At 43.2% G+C, this 21,278-nt stretch carries 15 protein-coding genes and 1 other RNA gene; 13 read left to right on the top strand and 3 right to left on the bottom strand.

The genetic code is table 11. The features are described 5' to 3' along the window. Window positions 1-82: 82 nt before the first annotated feature. Window positions 83-847 (bottom strand): DUF2935 domain-containing protein, encoded by a 765-nt coding sequence (locus MHZ95_RS10675; RefSeq protein ID WP_239390618.1) that lies wholly within the window; start codon window positions 845-847, stop codon window positions 83-85. A gap of 195 nt (window positions 848-1,042) precedes the next feature. Here MHZ95_RS10675 and MHZ95_RS10670 point away from each other — a divergent pair, with 195 nt between their 5' ends. The 7 genes from MHZ95_RS10670 to nhaC all read left to right on the top strand — a co-directional run bounded on the left by MHZ95_RS10670 (window position 1,043) and on the right by nhaC (window position 11,987). Next, complete coding sequence (locus MHZ95_RS10670) at window positions 1,043-2,893, top strand: SLC13 family permease (protein ID WP_239390617.1); 1,851 nt, start codon at window positions 1,043-1,045, stop codon at window positions 2,891-2,893. Between the two features lie 31 nt (window positions 2,894-2,924). Continuing rightward, the gene (locus MHZ95_RS10665; RefSeq protein ID WP_239390616.1) at window positions 2,925-4,397 is read left to right on the top strand and encodes a response regulator transcription factor; all 1,473 of its coding nucleotides are present in this window, start codon (window positions 2,925-2,927) and stop codon (window positions 4,395-4,397) included. A gap of 498 nt (window positions 4,398-4,895) precedes the next feature. Then, window positions 4,896-6,572: a urocanate hydratase gene (gene hutU, locus MHZ95_RS10660; protein ID WP_239390615.1), complete on the top strand. Its 1,677-nt coding sequence runs from the start codon at window positions 4,896-4,898 to the stop codon at window positions 6,570-6,572. Further along, complete coding sequence (gene hutI, locus MHZ95_RS10655; RefSeq protein WP_239390614.1) at window positions 6,572-7,834, top strand: imidazolonepropionase; 1,263 nt, start codon at window positions 6,572-6,574, stop codon at window positions 7,832-7,834. The genes hutU and hutI overlap by 1 nt, the downstream gene beginning before the upstream one ends. Further along, window positions 7,831-8,802, top strand: coding sequence for an agmatinase family protein (locus tag MHZ95_RS10650; RefSeq protein WP_239390613.1), 972 nt, complete (start codon window positions 7,831-7,833; stop codon window positions 8,800-8,802). The genes hutI and MHZ95_RS10650 overlap by 4 nt, the downstream gene beginning before the upstream one ends. Before the next feature lie 28 nt (window positions 8,803-8,830). After that, complete coding sequence (locus MHZ95_RS10645) at window positions 8,831-10,165, top strand: YjiH family protein (protein WP_370643003.1); 1,335 nt, start codon at window positions 8,831-8,833, stop codon at window positions 10,163-10,165. A 364-nt stretch (window positions 10,166-10,529) separates the two neighbouring features. After that, on the top strand, window positions 10,530-11,987 hold the full coding sequence (gene nhaC / locus MHZ95_RS10640) for a Na+/H+ antiporter NhaC (RefSeq protein ID WP_239390612.1): 1,458 nt from the start codon (window positions 10,530-10,532) through the stop codon (window positions 11,985-11,987). Window positions 11,988-12,042: 55 nt separating this feature from the next. Here nhaC and MHZ95_RS10635 read toward each other — a convergent pair whose 3' ends face one another. Then, window positions 12,043-13,293 (bottom strand): HTH domain-containing protein, encoded by a 1,251-nt coding sequence (locus MHZ95_RS10635; protein WP_239390611.1) that lies wholly within the window; start codon window positions 13,291-13,293, stop codon window positions 12,043-12,045. 88 nt (window positions 13,294-13,381) lie between these two features. On the opposite strand from MHZ95_RS10635, the gene MHZ95_RS10630 reads away from it, so the two are divergent. The 6 genes from MHZ95_RS10630 to corA all read left to right on the top strand — a co-directional run bounded on the left by MHZ95_RS10630 (window position 13,382) and on the right by corA (window position 21,023). Further along, the gene (locus MHZ95_RS10630) at window positions 13,382-14,494 is read left to right on the top strand and encodes a mandelate racemase/muconate lactonizing enzyme family protein (protein WP_239390610.1); all 1,113 of its coding nucleotides are present in this window, start codon (window positions 13,382-13,384) and stop codon (window positions 14,492-14,494) included. Next, a complete protein-coding gene (locus tag MHZ95_RS10625) occupies window positions 14,491-15,183 on the top strand; it encodes a GNAT family N-acetyltransferase (protein ID WP_239390609.1) in 693 nt (230 codons plus the stop codon). The genes MHZ95_RS10630 and MHZ95_RS10625 overlap by 4 nt, the downstream gene beginning before the upstream one ends. 156 nt (window positions 15,184-15,339) lie before the next feature. Continuing rightward, window positions 15,340-17,091 (top strand): GGDEF domain-containing protein, encoded by a 1,752-nt coding sequence (locus MHZ95_RS10620; protein ID WP_239390608.1) that lies wholly within the window; start codon window positions 15,340-15,342, stop codon window positions 17,089-17,091. A 139-nt stretch (window positions 17,092-17,230) separates the two neighbouring features. Continuing rightward, on the top strand, window positions 17,231-19,462 hold the full coding sequence (helD, locus tag MHZ95_RS10615; RefSeq protein WP_239390607.1) for an RNA polymerase recycling motor HelD: 2,232 nt from the start codon (window positions 17,231-17,233) through the stop codon (window positions 19,460-19,462). Then, the gene (locus MHZ95_RS10610; protein ID WP_239390606.1) at window positions 19,459-19,923 is read left to right on the top strand and encodes an SRPBCC family protein; all 465 of its coding nucleotides are present in this window, start codon (window positions 19,459-19,461) and stop codon (window positions 19,921-19,923) included. Before helD ends, MHZ95_RS10610 begins: the two co-directional genes overlap by 4 nt. 137 nt (window positions 19,924-20,060) lie before the next feature. Beyond that, a complete protein-coding gene (corA, locus tag MHZ95_RS10605; RefSeq protein ID WP_239390605.1) occupies window positions 20,061-21,023 on the top strand; it encodes a magnesium/cobalt transporter CorA in 963 nt (320 codons plus the stop codon). A gap of 38 nt (window positions 21,024-21,061) precedes the next feature. Here corA and ssrS read toward each other — a convergent pair. After that, window positions 21,062-21,253: non-coding RNA, 6S RNA (gene ssrS, locus MHZ95_RS10600), on the bottom strand. Between the last annotated feature and the right edge of the window lie 25 nt (window positions 21,254-21,278).

The following is a 21,278-nucleotide window of genomic DNA, read 5'->3' as shown; positions in this document are numbered from 1 at the left end:
GTAAATTCAAAAAGACCAGACTTACCGACAATTCAACCCTGTCGGAAAATCCGGTCCTTTTTGTTTAGAGTATTTAAATGATTTACTGTTCTGTTTCAGCCAACTTCAATAAATAATAACTTTCCTCGCGCGCCATATGATCAGCCATTAATGGGGTCAATGGGCCAAGCGATTCTTTTTTTAGCCCCATTTCCTCCAATTCACGCAAAAAGGTTTTGAATAATGCCATTTCCAATTGGATATCGTCATGAAACTTGTCTAGCGCAGGAAACTTCATGACATTCGTCCGAAGGAATCCAGCAAGCTCCACCGCTTTTAAATAGAAGTCTTCCCAGTCTTTTGTAAAATCCCGACTTTCTTCTTTTAACTGTTTTTCCACTCGATCAAGATTTGCGTCTATGGCTCCCGCGTGACCTGCAGCGTCCAACAACCATAACAAATCATGATGGAGCGGGTGAACAGCCAGGGGTTTTTGACCTTTTTCCAAATAGGAAAACACGCGGATGGCCTCTTCGACTTCATTGACCATGTGGTTGATGAATGTAGGCGTAAGGGAAATGTGGATGGTCCCGACCAATTGTTCTTTGATCAAATGTAATTTGAACTTCCGGATTTCTTCACTTGTCTTTTTTGTTTGTTGTAGAAGTGAAAGAAGTTGCTGTTCGTTGAGTGGCTCTTTTGAAACTGCAAATGATTCTTCAAACCACTTCTTGAAGGAGCTTGCCGTTTCGATGTTTTCGCGCTCATTCGGGGCTAATGAATCATGGATAAACTGACTATGATTTTCTAATATTTGAAGCCAAAAATGAAGTTCATACAGCGCTTCTTCTTGGAATGATTTGACCAATAAAAGACCTCCTATTCTATCAATCAGCATATGAGAATGTCTGACTGGTTATGAAGTCCAGAAGTATACCTGAAATGGCACTGGTGAATTTGCCGTTACACAAGAGTATGTGAATCAGATAAAGCACACTTCTTGGGAGCGCTTTTTGACATGTTAGTATACAATCTAATTAGTGAATAAATAGAAAGGATTCGAGTGAATGTGCAACTGACTATTACATTTATCATTTTGGCATGCAGCGTCATTTTATTTATGAGCAATCGTGTGCGCGCGGATCTTGTCGCTGTGCTCGCATTGCTGACGTTAGTGTTGACTGGCGTGTTGGATGCTTCAGAAGCGCTTGTCGGCTTTTCGAACTCTGTCGTTATTATGATTGCCGGCTTATTTATTGTTGGGGCGGGAATCTTGCGGACAGGGCTTGCTCAAATGGCAGGCAATGTGCTCCTTCGTTCATCGGGGGATAGCGAGAAAAAAATATTTATTTTATTGCTGGTGATCGTCGCTTTTGTTGGAGCATTTATGAGCAATACCGGAACCGTCGCCTTGATGCTTCCGATTGTCGTGAGTGTAGCCATTAGCATGAAAAGTAGTCCGGCAAAGTTTTTAATACCTTTATCTTATATGGCCAGTTTTTCTGGCTTATTGACGTTGATTGCTTCACCACCGAATTTGATTGTCAGTCAACAATTGGTCGATCAAGGTTTTGAAAAGCTTGGTTTTTTTGAAATTACGCCAATCGGGGTGATCGGTGTCATTGTTGGCATCATTTATTTGTATGCTGTGCGAAATATATTGCTTCCGCGTGGTGAAAGGAAAAACAGTTCGAAAGACGAGCATCGGCTCTCGCCTAAACAGCTTGTTGTCGATTACCAATTAGGCGGTCAATTATATCGGGTCACTGTACCGGAAGGCTCCTCGATGATCGGGAAACGGCTCGCCCAACTGAAGTTGCCAGGAACGTATCAAGTCTATATTTTAAAAATGGAACGTAAATCTTCAGAAGGTATGAAGTTATTGCCGATGACCTATCAGGAAATGGCAGGACCCAATAGCATTGTGCAGGCGAAAGATATATTACATATTCAAGGTTCAATGGACAATATGGAAAAATTGGTCAAAGATTTTTCGCTTGTGCTGATAGAAGGGGATGCAGAAGCGGACGATCTTGTATCGAAGCAACTGGGGATGGCGGAAGTATTATTGACCCCTCATTCCAGCCTGATCAATGAGACCGTAAGAAGTGTCAGTTTTAGAGAAAAATACAATTTGAATATTCTTGGAATCAATCGTCGTGGGGAATATGTCGTGAAAGAAATGTCCAAAGAGCGACTCCGTTTTGGCGATGCGCTGTTAGTGCAAGGTTCTTGGGATGAGATTGAATTACTGGCCCGGGAAACAAGTGATGTGGTCGTTGTTGGCCAGCCGAAAGAACATGCGGGCATGGCTGCGGCGAATGGAAAAGCTCCGATTGCTGGCGGTATCATGTTACTAATGGTCGCACTGATGATTTTGGAAGTGTTCCCGGCTGTCATCTCGGTTTCCATCGGCGCGGTACTGATGATTGTAACGGGATGCGTGCGGAATATGGACGATGCTTATAGCAAAATCAATTGGGAGAGCATCGTGCTCATCGCAGCCATGTTACCGATGGCGACGGCTCTCGAGAAAACGGGTGGAATGGTCATGCTCTCGGAAGGGATTATTCAAATGCTTGGTGGATTGGGAGCGATTGGGGTTCTTGCAGGCATTTATTTTATTACAATGGTATTTGGTCAATTCATCAGTAATACGGCAACGGCCGTGTTGTTTGCCCCGATTGCAATGAATGCCGCCATCAGTTTGGATGCAAGCCCTTATACGTTTTTAATTGCCGTGGCAGTTGCTTCAAGTATGGCTTTTGCCACACCTGTCGCTTCCCCGACCAATGCGCTTGTCATGACTGCGGGAGGTTATCGCTTCTTTGACTTTGTGAAGATCGGGGTGCCTTTACAACTTGTGATGTTCATCGTCATGATGATTGCGATACCGATTTTCTTTCCCCTATAAGTGAACTATTCATAAAAGTGATGTGATTGATATGCAAATTCATTTGGTCGCAAAAGACAGATTGGAAGCGGAAGGCATTCGATGGATTGTCGAGAGTCATTTGTCCGGTTCGGTGATGACGACGTTTGCTTCATTGGAAGAATACATTCAACAAGTGGATAAAAATAGTCCAGACTTATTGCTGTTGGATATGGATGGGTGGACAACCGAAAACAATAGGCTAGATGAGCAGTTGCAACAAGCCAATTTTCGTTGGATCGGGATTTCCTCTGAACGGATCTTTCAAACGGCCTATCGTGGCTTACGGTTTCATGCGGAAGATGTATTGTTTCGCCCGTTTTCTCCAACGGATTTGATTAAGCAAATACAACAAGTCCGTTATCAGTTGCGGAATGCACAGCGGCAAAATGCGATGAGGATGAACATCGAATCGACGGATGCGTCCATTGATTATGCCGATTTGTTCTTTTTGGAGCGCGAACGGGCAGAGTCGATAACGATGGCCGCTTTTTTACCGAAACAATCATCGGTACTGCCTTCAATTTATGATGAACTTCAACGATTTTCGTTTACAAAAAAGCATCAGCTTTTTGCACTGACGGATTTTATCCTTTGCGTTCATGACACGCATGACAAAGTTTTTTTTCAAGAGGAATATCGAACTTTCCTCGGGCAATGGAAAGAGCGTGTTGGGGAGCCGCTAGCGATTGTTTATCATGAAAGCGCAGAAGTTCAATCGATCAAAAAAACGTTTGAACAGACGAAAGAGCGGACGGAAGAAATCTTTTTTGAAGGCTATGATATTATTCTATCGACTAACCAACAAGTACATTGGCTCCCAATGGATCCGTTTCTGACACCACTTGAACAACGGCAATGGATTGAAATGTTGGAGACGCGGGATGTGAAAAGAATCCGTCATTGGGTGGAAAAAGAGTTTTTGACGTATCAAAGACCGTATCCTGATCCTGAAATGGTCCGCATCCGCATGACGAGTGTCCTCGCGCAAATTCGTCGCTATATGAAATCGTATCAATTGCAAACAGATGAATGGGAATCCGCTTATTATGCGGTGTTTCAGCAAATCATTCAAAGTCCGATCATTTATGAAATGGTGCAAGACTTGCTTGCATTTACCATTCGACTATTTTCGGATGAAACGGCAAATGTGCATTTAAGGAATGGCGAACAATCGCTGGTTGAAAAAACGAGGGCTTTAATTGAAGCGAATTATTGGGATGCGGGATGGGGATTAGCCAACTGCGCTGAAGCGTTGCGCATTAACAAAAGTACATTAAGTCGCAGGTTTGCGGCGGAGTCCGATCAGCCTTTCCGTGTTGTGTTGCACCGTGTACGAATTGAAGAAGCGAAAAGATTGCTTCAGGAAACGGACCTATCCATTGAGGAGATTTCCCGTTTAGTCGGATATGTCCATCAAAGTTATTTCTCCGCCAAGTTCAAGCAATTTGAAAATTGCACGCCCTTCGCGTACCGAATGCGTTGAGGAGTCGCACACCATCTTTCAATAAATGGGAGATGGTGTTTTTTATTGGAGAATGAATCATGCGCTCAAAGCTTGCTTCAGGAGTTCATAGAATTGTACTCTCGCTCAAAGATTGCTTTAGGAGCTCATAGATATGTACTCTCGCTCAAAGATTGCTCTAGGAGCTCATAGAATTGTCCTCTCGCTCAAAGTTCGCTCTAGGAGCTCATAAAAATGTTTCCGCGCTCAAAGATTGCCCCAGGCGCTCATAATCATGTGCCCACGCTCAAAGCTCGCTCCAAGTGCTCATAAAAATGTCCCCACGCTCAAAACCCAAATCACATCTTATTTCTAATTCAAGCCAAAAATGATAATCTACTATTCAAAATGAGATGAATTATAAAAAGAGCTAAATTAAATAATTATTAATAAACAAATCATAAAAATAGCACTAAGTTATAAAATAAAATCAGAATTGACACCCTATAATGAAATCATAGACAAATAGGAGGCGTTAGTATGAAAACGGTTGCAGAACAAAAGGTAATTCGCTATAGAGGAACAGAATTAAATACAAAAGGCTGGCAACAAGAAGCAGCACTACGTATGTTGATGAATAATTTGGATCCAGAAGTGGCAGAGCACCCGGAAAAACTAGTCGTCTACGGAGGAATCGGAAAAGCGGCAAGAAACTGGGAAAGCTTTGATGCAATTGTCAAATCCCTAAAAGAATTGGAAAATGATGAAACCTTGCTTGTTCAATCGGGTAAACCGGTGGCCATCTTCAAATCACATACGGATGCCCCGCGTGTCCTGATTGCCAATTCTAATATTGTGCCGGCATACGCCAATTGGGAGACGTTCCATGAGCTTGATAAAAAAGGCTTGATGATGTACGGACAAATGACAGCGGGCAGCTGGATTTATATCGGTTCACAAGGGATTGTGCAAGGGACGTACGAGACATTTGTAGAACTAGCGAAAAAGCATTTCAATGGTAGTTTGCAGGGAACAATCACGGTGACGGCTGGTCTGGGCGGCATGGGTGGCGCACAACCGTTAGCCGTGACGATGGCTGGTGGAGTTTGTATCGGTATCGAAGTGGATGAGACGAGAATTGACCGCCGAATTGAAACACGTTACACAGATGTGAAAACGGATTCATTGGAGGAAGCGATCCGTTTGGCAGAAGAAGCGAAAACAGCAGGTAAAGCATTGTCTATCGGATTATTAGGAAATGCCGCTGATATTTTACCAGAAATGATTGCGCGCAACTTCATTCCAGATGTATTGACAGACCAAACGTCTGCACATGACCCGTTAAACGGCTATATCCCTTCAAAAATGACATTGGAAGAGGCAGAGCGATTGCGTACGAATGACCCGGATGGCTATGTGAAATTATCCAAAGCATCGATGGCTCAACATGTTCGGGCGATGTTGGAAATGATGGAAAAGGGTGCAATTACATTTGACTATGGAAATAACATCCGCCAGGTGGCAAAAGATGAAGGTGTTGAAAATGCATTCGATTTCCCGGGATTTGTTCCGGCTTATATCCGTCCGCAATTTTGTGAAGGGAAAGGACCTTTCCGTTGGGTAGCGCTATCGGGCGATCCGGAAGATATCTACAAATTGGATGAAGCGATTTTACGGGAGTTCAGCTATAACGAACATCTGTGCAACTGGATTCGCATGGCGCAGGATAAAATCGAATTCCAAGGTCTTCCATCTCGTATTTGCTGGTTTGGCTACGGGGAGCGTGCGCGCTTCGGGAAGATTATCAATGATATGGTGGCAAGCGGTGAGTTGAGTGCACCGATCGTCATCGGACGTGATCACCTTGATTCCGGATCTGTTGCATCACCAAACCGTGAAACGGAAGCGATGAAAGACGGATCGGATGTCGTTGCGGATTGGCCGATCTTGAATGCCATGATCAATGCTGTCGGCGGAGCGACTTGGGTTTCATTGCATCATGGGGGAGGCGTCGGAATGGGCTACTCCATACACTCTGGAGTGGTCATTGTGGCAGATGGGACGAAAGAAGCGGAAATTCGATTGGAGCGCGTATTGACGACTGATCCAGGAATGGGAATCGCTCGTCATGCAGATGCAGGCTATGAAATTGCGCAGCGGACGGCACGCGAAAAAGGGGTCAAAATACCAATGCTTGATAAAGGAATTGATCAATAATGACAAAACCAATTTGGATTAAACATGTAGCACAGTTGGCAACGCTTGCTTCTTCCGAGAAAGGACCTCGCTCTAAAAAAGCGATGTCCGATCTTGGTTTAATTGAAGACGGCAGTCTATGGATTGAAAATGGCTTGATTCAAGCAGTTGGGACCACAGCAGATCTTGAGAAACAATACGCGGGACGCGAGCATGAGGCGGAAATCGTGGATGCGACAGGACATCTAGTGACACCTGGGTTAGTAGACCCTCATACACATGTCGCATACGGAGGTAGCCGTGAGCGTGAATTTGAGAAGCGGCTCGAAGGTGCCACATATATGGAAATTATGAATGCTGGCGGAGGCATCCATGCGACTACGAGAATGACACGCGAAGCATCGGAAGAGGAATTGATCGAGCAGACGACTAAACGTCTTGATTTATTTTTAGAACATGGTGTTACGACAATTGAAGGGAAAAGCGGTTACGGCATGGATTTGGAAACGGAGTTGAAGCAACTTCGGGTCATGAAGACGTTGCAGGAAACACATCCCATTGACATCGTACCGACATTCATGGGGGCACATGCCGTACCGGTTGAATACAAAGGACGGGAAGACGAATTTGTCGACTTATTGATCGATGAAATGCTGCCTGTGATTGCCGAAGAAAAGCTTGCGGTCTTTAATGATGTGTTTTGTGAAAAAGACGTCTATACACCTGAACAATCGGAGCGTGTATTGGAGGCAGGAAAGCGTATGGGGCTAATTCCGAAAATCCACGCCGACGAAATCGAGTCATATGGTGGTGCGGAGCTAGCTGCAAAGGTCGGTGCTATTTCGGCAGAACATTTACTGAAAGCTTCAGATGAAGGTATCAAAGCGATGGCGGAGGCTGGCACGATTGCTTGTTTACTTCCTGCTACCGCCCTCTATTTACGAGAGCAAGCGGCAGCTGGACGGAAAATGATTGACGAAGGAGTAGCTGTCGCCATTTCTACGGACTGCAATCCGGGTTCATCTCCTACGACGTCTATGCCACTTGTCATGAACTTGGCCTGTATTTCTATGCGCTTGACGCCGGCTGAAGCATTGACGGCGGCAACATACAATGCGGCTTGTGCGATTAAGAGCGAAGACAAAGTCGGTTCTCTCGAAGTGGGAAAACAGGCGGATATCGTCTTATGGGATGCGAAAAACTATCAAGAAATCCAATATTTCTTTGGTGTCAATCATGTGAAATCCGTATGGAAAAAAGGTGTGCAGGTGGTGGGCAAATGAAACAGCATTGGCTTCAACCGCCTGAATGGTCCTGGAATGTAACCGGAGGGGAGGCAACTCATGTTCATCAATGGGTTGCTCCCCTCGGGGAAGGATCGGATAAACCCGATCTCATCCTCTATGGGGCGCCCTTATCACGGTCATCTATCAGTGTATCCGGCGCTTCGTTATATCCAAATGAATTTCGAAAAATGTGGAAAAGCTTTGCAACCTATAATTTAGATGAAGATGTCGACTTGAGCCCGTTTCGCGTTGTGGATGCCGGGGATGTCACGATGCATACGACCGATATCCTAACATCCCATCAACGGATCCAAGAAGCGACGGCCTCTCTTACGGCCAGTTATCCTCAGACGTTGACATGTATGATTGGTGGGGATCATTCGACAACGGCGTGTGCAGTGCGAGGGATCAAGGATGTTCATCCGGAAGAAACAATTGGAATTTTGCAGCTTGACACGCATCTTGATGTGCGAGATCCAGCCGAATTAGGCCCGGCCAATGGAACGCCAATCCGGCAACTCATTGATGGAAGCGTTATCAAAGGAGAACATGTTATCAATATCGGATTGCATGGCTATTACAATGCAAAACCGCTTATCGACTACGCTAAAAAGCATCAGATTCAAATGGTGACATTAAAGCAAGCGCGTAAACAGGGGATAGTCGAAACGATTGAAGAGGCACTGCATCAGCTATCTTCGAAAGTGGACCGGATCTATGTCACGGTCGATAAGGATGTACTCGATATATCCGTTGCACCGGGCGTCCCTGCATCTACACCGGGAGGAATGACAGCGATTGAATTGTTTGATGCTTTGCTTGAAATTGGCAAACATCAAATTGTTCAGCATATTGATTTTGTCTGTCTGGATCCAAGCAAAGATTCTGCAGTATCTGAAACAGTCAAAATCGGTGTCTATGCATGGATGCAATTGATCACGGGGCGTGTCTGCAGCTCGAACTAGCAAGAGGGGAAAGGGAAGGGGATTCAGTATGACGACAAATCAAGAGGTGAATAGACAAGTAGAAGTCGCTACGCAAAAATCTCCGCAAATGTGGAAATTCTTTGTATACAGTATTATTGGTGCATTTATGTTTTTCATCCCTGTGACAATTGCAGGGAAAAACTCCATTATGCTTGATCATATCGTTTCGTTTATTCAATCGTTTGCCACACCGGCTTTGCCTTATTATGCATTGCTCGTCATTGGGGCGGGAACAATTTATCCATTTTTTACAGGGAAATGGAAGAAATCAAATGTTGATATCGTTTTTTCGATGTTCAATATTATAGGGTTGCTCGTTGGAATCATGCTTGTCTTCCAGTTTGGTCCATCGTGGTTATTCGATCCAAATATGGGTCCTTTTCTGTTCGATAAACTCGTCATTCCTGTTGGTCTACTTGTTCCCATTGGGGCAGCTTTCCTCGCTTTATTAGTAGGGTATGGATTCCTGGAGTTTGTCGGTGTATTGGCAAAACCGATTATGCGTCCCATTTGGAAGTCGCCAGGTCGTTCGTCGATTGATGCAGTGGCCTCCTTTGTCGGCAGTTATTCCTTGGGTCTTCTCATCACGAATCGTATCTATAAAGAAGGAAAATATTCCGCACGGGAAGCAGCTATCATAGCGACTGGATTTTCAACTGTTTCTGCTACGTTTATGGTTATTGTCGCTAAAACACTTGGATTGATGGACATGTGGAATACATACTTTTGGATTACACTCGTTGTGACATTCGCTGTCACTGCGATCACCGTAAGGATTCCACCATTATCCAAGATCAAAGATGAGTATTATGAGGGATCAACTCCCCAGCCGGAAGCAGAAATTAGCGGAAGTCGTTTTGCGGCGGCGTGGAAAGAAGCGAAAGCGACCGTATCCAATTCGCCTCGCTTATTGGATAATATCCGTGTAAATGTAAAGGACGGTCTCGTTATGGCGATGGCTATCCTCCCATCTATTTTATCGGTTGGCTTATTGGGGTTGGTATTGGCAGAATTCACACCGGTTTTTGACTGGATTGGATATATCTTCTATCCGTTCACATTAGCTATGCAACTTCCTGAACCAATGCTTGTTGCGAAGGCGAGTGCGCTTGGAATCGCGGAAATGTTCTTGCCTGCATTATTAGTGACAGAGTCTGTGTTGATCGTGAAGTTTGTCGTTGCGGTCGTATCCATCTCAGGTATCATCTTTTTCTCGGCATTTATCCCTTGTGTTGTGTCGACGGAAATTCCAATATCGATTCCTCAACTCGTCCTTCTATGGGTGGTGCGGGTCATTCTAACAATTATAATTGTAACGCCGATTGCGTATTTGATACTTTAGACAGCATAGAGAGGAAAAAGGTTGTATGAAAAAATGCCGAAAGGGTGATTTTTTATACAACCTTTTTATTATGCTCTTAATCCCATGTTACAGAATCAAATGGATTATTTCCCGGGAAACTTTTATTTCTAAGCAATAAATTGCATTTCAATGTGATAACCTTAATGACCTAAAATATCTAGCGGCGGACATTTCTTGAAAAACATATGGGGCGAAATAACCCTTTTATACGAATTAGTGAAATCGCTTACAAAATAATTTTGAATCATATTGACTTTCCGGTACTGAACCTTTACGATGCTAATAACGACTATTAAGCGACAGTTATTAATTTTGTGAAAATAAATGATTTGGGGGAATTTAGATGGAACAAAGGAATGGGAGAGAAGTTAGTTTTTGGCTGGCGATATTACCCTTAACAGTTATGATTATTGTAATGATATTCACCGTCGTGAAATTAGAGCAAGGTCCGCATATTCCGTTGATCGTTGGAACAACGACAGCTGCGTTAGTCGCTTGGAAAATGGGCTATACGTGGAAAGACATTGAAGAAATGATGTATAAGGGGATTCGATTGGCGCTACCGGCAGTTGTCATTATCATGTTGGTCGGCTTGACGATTGGTGCGTGGATGGGGGGCGGAATTGTTGCGACGATGATTTTCTATGGTTTGAAGATTATTACACCATCTTGGTTCCTCGTTGCGATTTGTCTCATTTGTTGTATTGTATCCCTAGCGATTGGGAGTTCATGGTCGACAATGGGAACGATTGGCGTTGCGGGAATGGGGATTGGATTGAGTATGGGTATTCCAGCAGGGATGATTGCTGGTGCCATTATTTCTGGTGCTTATTTTGGAGATAAGATGTCCCCATTATCCGATACGACGAACTTAGCGGCCGGTTTGACAGGTACAGATTTGTTTGACCATATTAAGCATATGTTGTTTACAACTATTCCAGGGTTACTCATTGCCCTTGGCGTCTATACTTTTTTAGGGAAGAAGTTTACGACGAGCCAAATTGAAGCGGTCGAAATTGCACAAACGTCACAAGTGTTACAAGAAAGTTTCCTGATTACGCCATGGCTCTTACTTGTGCCACTTGCGGTCATCGTTATGGTCGCTTTGAAAGTCCCGGCGATTCCGGCTTTGCTTGTCGGCATTGTACTTGGTTTCCTGTCCCAAACTTTTGTACAAGGTGGTTCGCTTGTCGGAGGGATTGAAGCGTTGCAGAGTGGATTTAAGATTGAAACGGGCAATGAAATGGTCGATGGGCTTTTCAATGGAGGCGGTTTGGATTCCATGATGTATACGGTGTCCATGACGATTGTTGCGATGACTTTCGGTGGAATCTTGGAATTTTCGGGTATGCTGAAAGCGTTGGTGAACCAATTGTTGAAAGTGGTGAAGTCTACTGCTTCGTTAATCGTCTCGACAATCGGGGCTTGCTTTTTAACAAATGTGTCCTGTTCTGAACAGTATATTTCCATCGTTGTTCCAGCAAGGATGTTCAGTAAGGTATACCGTGATAAAGGCTTACACTCGAAAAACTTATCCCGTTCCCTTGAGGACGGCGGAACGCTTACTTCTGTGTTCATTCCTTGGAATACATGTGGGGTCTTCATTTTAGGTACGCTAGGGGTTAGTGTTTTCGAGTTTGGACCGTACGCTATTTTGAACTTCATGGTTCCGATCATCTCAATTGTGTATGCGTTTACAGGATTTACAATTGTTAAATTGACTGAACAGGAAAAAGTGGAAATTGCCAAAAGAGAGTTGGAAAAAGAAAAGCTGGAAGATCAAGAAGTCAGCCTAGGGTGATTCGTCTCTATTCAAAAAGGAAAGTCCATCAGCATGTTGAGGGCTTTCCTTTTTATTATAAATATATGGGTAGGTTAAGTTCATAAAGGGAACGAGGTCTACCTTGTTTGTAGGCCATCTCTTCCCCAATGATTTTGGCATAGTTGAAGTCGACAAGCTTTTTAAGTGTCCGTTCCGCGGTTCTTCGGGAAACGTTCAAATAGAGGGCTAAATCATGTGCGGTAAACTGTTTCGTTTGACGGAAATGGCTAAATGACAGCAGTTTTGAAACATTGGCAGGACTCAGTTTTGTTTTCTCGGCCATTGCCACTAAGGCGGGATCGTTGACCTTCATTTCAATGGCAACGCCAGTTTCAGGGAAAGGACCGTGCATTTTTTTGTCGCTATCCAGCATATAAAAAGAGTGATCATCGTTTTGCTGTATGAAGTCTAGAGCGAACTGCGCGTTTTCAGTAGCTTCGACAATCGTCTCCCCGCAGCCAAAAGCCAGTTCAGCTTTTCCTTCTAACGGTTGGTAAGCAGATAGAAAATCGTTTCTTTTCAATGCTTGTTCAACGTTCCCCATCGTCGTGAAAAAAGTAAATGTTTGTTTCTTTTCCTCCCAATGGGCTTGCAGGATAGACGCCATCTTTTCGATGGTGGGGGTTATGTCTAAGGAAAAATCATTATTTTTTACAATGCCGACCGCGATTTGAGCTGCGTTGCTTTTATGTAAAATGGCCTGCTGTTTTGCGAGTTCAATCGTCCGCAAAATGGAGCTTTCAGGGTCAATCATTTTCATGGCCGGGATATTTTGCTGGTGCAGTTGTTCGTGCACTGCATGAACACTCGTGATGGCCATATCCGTTTTCTGTTGTAACGCCAATTGTTTGTGAAACGCAACGATGGCTTGTATCGGTTCATTGTCTTGCAGGATATGGACGAAAGGTCTTTCTGTTGTACAGTTCAAATCTTTTAACACAGATTCAATATTCTGTTTGCTACGCACGTCAATGGAAAGCCGTTTCAAATCCTGCGGCCTTTGTAAAGCAAGATGGAGAAGGGTAATGGCAATCTCTGTTTCGTCCTGCTTCAAATAGACAGAAGGGATCGGGATGTTTTCCAAGGTCTCTTTCGCGTATAAGTAGGGAAGGGAGCCCGAGAAAAAGAGGACGTCACAAGGTGTAAGCGAACGGATCAAATCGGGCGCCTGTTGCGGTTCTTCATATACATATGAATTCAGCTCGATATCCGTCCGAGCTGAGGTAAGCTGTCTCGTGCGTTCGCAAAAATCTGTAGACCCGATGACCGCAATTTTTATTTTCAATATAGATGACCACCTTTTTATTAGCGACTATTTAACGACAATGATACAATGAAATAAATAATTTGCCAACGGAAAGGACTTTTAGACGATGAAAATTTCAGAAATCGAGATTTATGCTATTCATTTACCGCTCTACGAACCATTTGTCATTAGCTATGCCTCTTACGATTACATGCCCTCAATTATCGTGAAGATTACAACGGATACGGGTGTTGTGGGGTACGGAGAAGGTGTTGCAGATGAACACGTAACTGGAGAGAGCTGGGAAGGCACCTTTGCTATTTTGAAGAATACCCTTGCACCGAAACTGATTGGAGAAAATCCATTGAATATGGAACGGATCCATGCATTGATGGACGCTGAGATTTATGCTGCACCGACGGCTAAGGCGGCGATCGATATTGCTTGCTATGACGCAGCCGGTAAAGCGCTTGGAGTCCCTGTCTATGACTTGCTTGGCGGAAGATACCATGAGGCGTTTCCGATTACGCATGTACTGAGTATCGCGTCTCCGGAAGCAATGGCGGACGAAGCAGAAGAGCGTGTGGCAGCAGGTTATCGTTCTATGAAAATGAAAGTTGGGACGCAAGTGGCTGAGGATGTCAAACGCATTGAAGCGGTGCGTGCGCGCGTTGGTGAGGATATCGCCATCCGTGTAGATGTCAACCAAGGCTGGAAAAATAGCGCTAATACGTTGCAAGGCTTGAAGAAACTGGAACATGTTTCGCTTGATTGGCTGGAACAGCCGGTAAAAGCGGATGATATCGATGGCATGGTTGAAGTTAAATCGAAGTCATCTGTTCCGCTGATGATTGACGAAGGCTTGCGCGGATTTCGTGAAATGAGGGAGATCATTGCAAAACGTGCGGCAGATAAGGTGAATATTAAACTGATGAAATGTGGCGGTATTTATCCGGCGATGAAACTGGCACATATGGCGGAAATGGCGGGAATCGAATGCCAAGTTGGTTCAATGGTGGAATCGTCCATCGGATCAGCCGCAGGTTTCCATGTGTCATTTTCCAAGAAAGTTATTACAAGTGTCGAGTTGACGGGACCTTTGAAATTCAGCAAGGATGTGGGGAATTTGCAGTATGACGTGCCATTTATCTGTTTAAATGATAGACCAGGACTTGGAATCGATATCGATGAAGAAACACTCCAAGAATTGACGGTGTTTTCTGAGAAGGTAACCGGATGAACAAGAAACTTACATTGAAAGATGGCCGTAACCTGTCGATTGTCCATTTAACTACTGAACAACTTCCCGAAATTCTCGAGCTACAGGAAAGAGTGCTTGGCGCTTTGACAACCGGTGCTTTTTTACAGCCGCTGATAGAAGAAGAATTTCTCTCCATTCTTCAAGGGAAAGGTATTATGATTGGAGCTTATTATAAAGAACGACTTATTGCCTTTCGGGCGATGCTGGAGCCGGAAATTGATGCCGAGCATCTAGGGCTTGATGCAGGTTTACAGGATTGTGAGCTTGATAAAGTGATCTATTCGGAAATCTCGAATGTCGATCCCGATTTCCGGGGAAATGGGCTGCAATCCCTTTTAGGCGAGCGGATTTTCCAAGAGGTCGATACAAGGCGCTTCCATTATATTTGTGCTACAGTTGCACCGTTCAATATTGCCAGCCTCAAAGACAAGTTTGGGCTTGGAATGGCAATCGTTGCGTTGAAAGTGAAATATGGAAACATGTTGAGATATGTATTTTTGAAATCAATCGTACAGGCGGAGAAAAAGCATTTTGCGGAAAAGCGATTGATTGGAATGGAACAAACAGAAGAACAGCAAAGGTACCTGCGAGATGGTTGGATTGGTACGGGCATGGAAAAACATGGTGATAACTGGTTCGTATGTTATGAAAGATCAATAGACGTTTGATGACAACCCCTATTCCATGGAAATTGGAATAGGGGTTTCTGATTGGTTGGCGCATGATTTACAATAACTTAACAGAATCATTACTCGCTTGTGATAGAGGACCCTGCACTATTCGATAAAATGGATGTAATGACCTATCGAATGGAGAGGGCCTTTTTGATTAAGTTAGAGGAAAATTATTTACAGAAATTATTTTATCGGATTCTCCGCAATAAGGATATACAAACGGTTTTTCAGCCGATACTTTCATTGGAGGACGGAACAGTTCTCGGATATGAAGCATTAAGTCGCGGACCAGTTCGTACCCCCTTGCAAAATCCCGCGAAACTATTTACATATGCAATGGAAAATGGACAGTTGTGGGAGTTGGAATTATTATGTCGAACAAAAGCATTGGAGGCTGCCCATGCACTGCAGACAAAAGGAAAACTGTTTTTAAATGTCAATCCCAATATTATGAGTGACCGCAAGTTCAGACAAGGCTTTACGAAAGATTATTTAAGACGCTTTCAGATGGATGCGGAAACCATTGTTTTTGAAATTACCGAAAAAGAAGCCATTAGCAATTTAAATCATTTTAAACAGACTGTTCGTCATTATAAAGAACAAACGTATCACATTGCGATCGATGACGTAGGGTCGGGCTATTCGGGCTTGAATATTTTAACGGATATCCATCCGCATTTTATGAAGCTGGATATGCAATTGATCCGGAATATTGATAGTGATCAAACGAAGCAGTCACTTGTGAAAAGTTTATGTGAATTTGCAGCACATTCTCAAATCCATATTATTGCCGAAGGGATTGAAACGGAAAAGGAGTTGGTCAAGCTCATTGAATTAGGTGTCCATTTTGGACAAGGCTATTATATTCAGAAACCGGCTCCAGATCTATTACCAATAAGGGAAGAGGTCAGTGCATTGATCATAGATGAAAACAAACGTAAACAAAACCGGTCGTTAAAAAGGTTGGGAGGCCCATTTGTGAAGGAAATGTCCACTCCTTTTCAAACATTGGAAGCTCACGTTTTAATTGAAGAAGTAAAAACGTTGATGCATCAAGATCAATCGGTGCCGGGATTTTGCGTCGTTCAAGGCAACCGGGTCATCGGGGTAATCACTCGAAATGAGTTGCATGTAAAAATTAGTGGACCTTATGGATACAGTTTATTCAGTAATAAACCGATTATCGAAATTATGGATACGGATTTTTTGCAAGTGGATGTGGAGACACCGATTCATACCGTCGCAAAACTGGCGATGAGGAGAGATGCGAAGCACTTGTATGATTTTATTACGGTGACGCAAAATGGGGATTATTATGGTATTGTCACAGTCAAAGAATTATTGGAGAAGACGATGGAAATCGAAGTGAATGTCGCCAAACATTTGAACCCGTTAACGGAATTGCCGGGGAATCTTCTGATTGAACAGCAATTGCAACATTGTGTCGAAGTGCAGGAAGGGTATGCTGTACTCTATTTGGATTTGGATAATTTTAAGCCCTACAATGATGTATACGGTTTTGAAAAAGGCGATCAAATTTTAATGCACGTGGCGAAACTATTAAAGGAAATTGTATTGCCTTCTGATTTTATCGGTCATATTGGCGGGGATGACTTTATCGTCGTGGCGTCTGCGGAACAAAGTGTGAAGTATTGTGAACAAATTATTCGGCGATTCAATGCTTCCATCAAGCAATTCTACACACCAAAAGATGTCGCGAATGGATGGATCACTTCCAAGAATAGGCATGGGGAAGACGAGTTATTCCCATTGTTGACGATTTCAATCGCGGGTATTATGAATCATCATTTTCATACGACGTATGACTTGGCGAGAATTGTCAGTGAAGTGAAGAAGCAATGTAAACAATTGATTGGCAGTAATTATTTGTTTGCCGAATGAATACTCCTATTACTTTGCGAATTATACTTGCTCCTTGTTGGTGAGAATGGTAGAATGCAGTTCTATTCTACCGCTATGATCCCTCAACATCTCACCTTCTCAATCGACAGGACGCAAATACGCAAAATGGAGGGCTGTTATGACAGAGCAACATCCTGATTTTGAATTTGAGTACCAGCGTCTTGATTATACAAAACAGTACATGCAACAGTTACTGGAAGAATCGAGACGCGAAGTAAAATCCTCTCAAGAAGAAATTCGCCAATCGATGGCCGATTTGGATTATTTGGATTCCAGTTTAAGTTACATCAATATTTTAACGAACGCTCGTTTTTTTGAGATGGCTCGCTCTCAGAAGGAAGGCTTGGAAGCGATTCAGCAGAAGCCTTATTTTGCAAGGATTCATTTTCAAAAAGAAGGGGATATGGACGAGTTCCTTTATATTGGGAAAACGTCTTTGTTTCACAGAGAAACGCAAGAACCGATCATTGTCGACTGGCGATCGCCTGTTGCGAATGTCTATTATGATGGTAGGCTTGGTGATCTCACCTACCAAGTACATGATGAAACCTTTAAAGGTCATCTATTTTCCAAGCGGCAATACAAAATTGAAGATGGAGAACTGCTTGCGATTCGTGATATCGACCTGACAACGAATGATGAATTGCTTCAAGAGGCACTTGCCGGCAAGGCGGATACCCGCCTGACAGAAATTGTTTCGACCATTCAAGCAGAACAAAATGCGATCATACGGGCAAATTTAAAACAGCCGATTATCGTGCAAGGGGCTGCCGGAAGCGGGAAGACAACAATCGCTTTACACCGTATTTCTTATTTCCTCTATACGATGGGAGAACATTTCCCTTCCGACAAGTTGATGATTTTAGCGCCGTCGAAACTGTTTATGGACTACATTGCGGATGTCTTGCCTGAACTCGGAGTCGGTCGGATTTGTCAGATGACCTATGCGGAGTATGTCCTACAGGCAACCGGCTTGAATTTGAAATTGACAGATCCAAACAGCAAGTTGGAATGGCTGACGGAGACGGATGTACTTGAGAATCGTCATCTATTTAGCACAAGTGTAAAAGGGACGCTTGCTTATAGAGATATCATGCAACGTTATGTGAAGCGGTTGGAGCTTGAAATGGCCGAGCTTTTTGAAGATATTTATATTGAAAAGTACCGGATTATGAAAGCTACCCGTTTGAAAAAACTATTTTTAGACGAGTTTGCGTATATGCCCGTTGAGAAGAGGCTTGAGCGAATTAAAATCATTGTACAAAACGATGTGAAACGGAAGCGAAAACAACTACTGGATAAACTTACTGCTAAATATGAGGAAGCACTAGATAAAGTGCTCTATGGAACCCGTGACGCTGAGAAACGAAAAGCGAAGCTGACAAAAATATTGGAAGAACGTGATGAAAGACTGCCTTCCATTGAAAAGGAAGGTAGAACGACGGTCTCCGTCTATATGCGCAGATTTAAAAAGTTCAACATTAAGAAATTATATCGAAATTGGCTTTCGGATAAACAATTACAAATGGAGCTCGCTTTCCAATGGTCTGAAGAGGAAAGGGCTATTTTTTTTGCTGAACATAAAAAGGAAAGATGGGAAATTGAAGACTTAGCTTCCCTTTATTATTTACATGCAAAGTTGAAAGGTGTTAGCGTTCAATGGAAAATGCGGGTGGTGTTCATCGATGAAGTGCAGGATTATAGTGAATTTCAACTCGCCGCTTTAAAGGATGGACTGGAGACCGATATGTTCACCCTTGTTGGCGATTTGGCGCAAGGGATTCATAGTTATCGGTCGTTAACGTCTTGGGATCCTGTCAAAGCAATTTTTCCGAGGGCTACGTATACAACGTTGCAAAAAAGTTATCGGACAACGATTGAAATTATGGATTTGGCGAATCAAGTGTTGGCAGAGATGGATGAGGAACTTCCACTGGTTGAACCGGTCGTCCGTCATGGAAGGGAGCCGGAATTCCATACGATGACGACTTTTGAAACTGACCGGATTTGCCAGCTCTATCATGACATTCTCGATCGCGGTCATCGCTCAGTCGCTTTGATCTGTAAAACGAGGGCCGAGGCTGAACGGAATTACACAAGGCTCCATGATGCGGGAGTACCTATCCAATTGTTGGAGGAGCAGTCGGATATAAGTGCAGATCATCTGTTGATTGTCCCTAGTCACTTAGCGAAAGGGCTGGAATTTGACGCAGTTCTCATCGCGGCTTTTGATGAGCCGTTCAGGGATCATCCGATCGATCGGAAGCTGTTATATGTCGCGATGACAAGACCGATGCATGAATTGCATCTTCTAGGTCAGTTTACTTCGAAAAGGTGGCTTGTAAAATGAAACAATGGACAAAGGAAGTTGAAATCGATGCACCTATTGAGAAGGTGTGGCAGTTTTTCGATGGGTCGTTGGAAAATATGCAAAAAATCATGCCGCAAGTCGTTGAAAACAAAGCGATACACGTGACAGATGAAAGAGTTGGAAGTGTCTATTTGCAAAAGTATAAAGAGGGCAAGCGTGTCATGGAATATGAAGTAGAAACGTTTGTGTATATGGATTCCATAGACAAAAAGCAGATGAAAGTCGGATTTACACTGGCGAATATGTTTGACATAACGGCACAATATGAATTGAATAGACTGGATGCGGTTAGGACCTCTTTCAAATACACCACCACGAATCGACCGTTAAAATGGTTTGTCAAACCATTTCTACTGTTTGCCAGTGATAAAGTGGTGGTAGAATTTGTTCAACGCGTAAAATCGGTTGCCGAATCAGAAAGCGAAAAGGCCGTTCTTTAGGAAATGAATTAAAGGATTTAGGGGGCAAATGGAGTGCAACTTCATTGCTTAGGAAAAAAGTAGCGCATATGCCGCATGCCAACACACATACTAAACATTCATGAGAAGTATGTTTCAAGTGGAAAGGAAGTTAGACGATGATCCGGACGATGGGATTGACAGATGACGATGAATTAATATTCGATTTCCCACTGGCGGAAATAGCAAGCCGTCCTATGCAGTGGTATTGGGTGGATTTTGATAATCCGAGTGCAGATGAAGAATCATTGTTACATTCATTTTTTCACTTTCATCCACTGGCAATCGAAGACTGTCTGCATCGTTTGCAGCGCCCGAAGCTGGATTATTATGATGAATATGCATTTTTTGTCTTATATTCCATATGCCAGGAAGACTTAACAGCTGAAGAAGTGAATCTGTTCTTGGGGGAAAACTATATTGTTACCTTTCATTATCAGGAGATCGAGGAACTGACAAAAACACGTGAACAATGGATCGAAAACTCCGGGAAGTGGGAACGGGGACATGTGTTCAAAGCGTATCAAATCATCGATAATGTAGTCGATCATTATTTCCCGATTCTCTATAAAATTGAAGATCATTTAAATGAAATCGAAGACCAACTGTCACCCACGACGGTCCACTTGTCGATGGATTATGTATTCGAAGTACGCAGTGATTTGTTGCGCTTACGGCGTACGATTTTCCCGATGCGGGAGTTATTGTATCGGATGCTTTACTCACATCGGTTAGATCTCAACTCCCATGAACTTACTTATTTCTCGGACATTCATGATCATTTGCTACGGTTGGGTGAAATGATTGAATCGAACCGTGAATTGACGTCCGATATCCGGGATAGTCAATTATCCATCAACTCGAATCGAATGAATAGCATCATGATGACGTTGACCATTATTTCTTCCATCTTCATACCATTGACTTTCATAGCAGGCGTGTACGGGATGAATTTCGATGTTATGCCCGAGTTGCATTGGCATTATGGTTATTTTATTATTCTAGGGATCATGTTCATCTTAGGGGCGGCAATGGTTGTGTATTTTAAATATAAAGGATGGCTAAGTTTTTTTAAATATTGAAAAACCCGTTTCCATTGGAAACGGGTTTGTATGCGAATAATGAAGCCGCCTTTGCCGTATGTGATTAGAAAGTTTTAAACCACCACTCCTCAAAGTGGGTGTTCGCAGAAATTTTCCTGTCTGTCCTTGTTATTCAAAAAGAACAAGGCCTGCCATTTCAATTCCGATTTAAACTCCCTTTTACAGCTTAAAGGTTAAAACTTAATGGAATACGAACAACGCAGCTTGTATTAATGATTATAAATGAAGTATAAC

Source organism: Sporosarcina sp. ACRSM, from assembly GCF_022346545.1.
Taxonomy (GTDB): domain Bacteria; phylum Bacillota; class Bacilli; order Bacillales_A; family Planococcaceae; genus Sporosarcina.
Note: the sequence above shows the minus strand (reverse complement) of the source record. Positions and strands in the feature narration are given on the sequence as shown.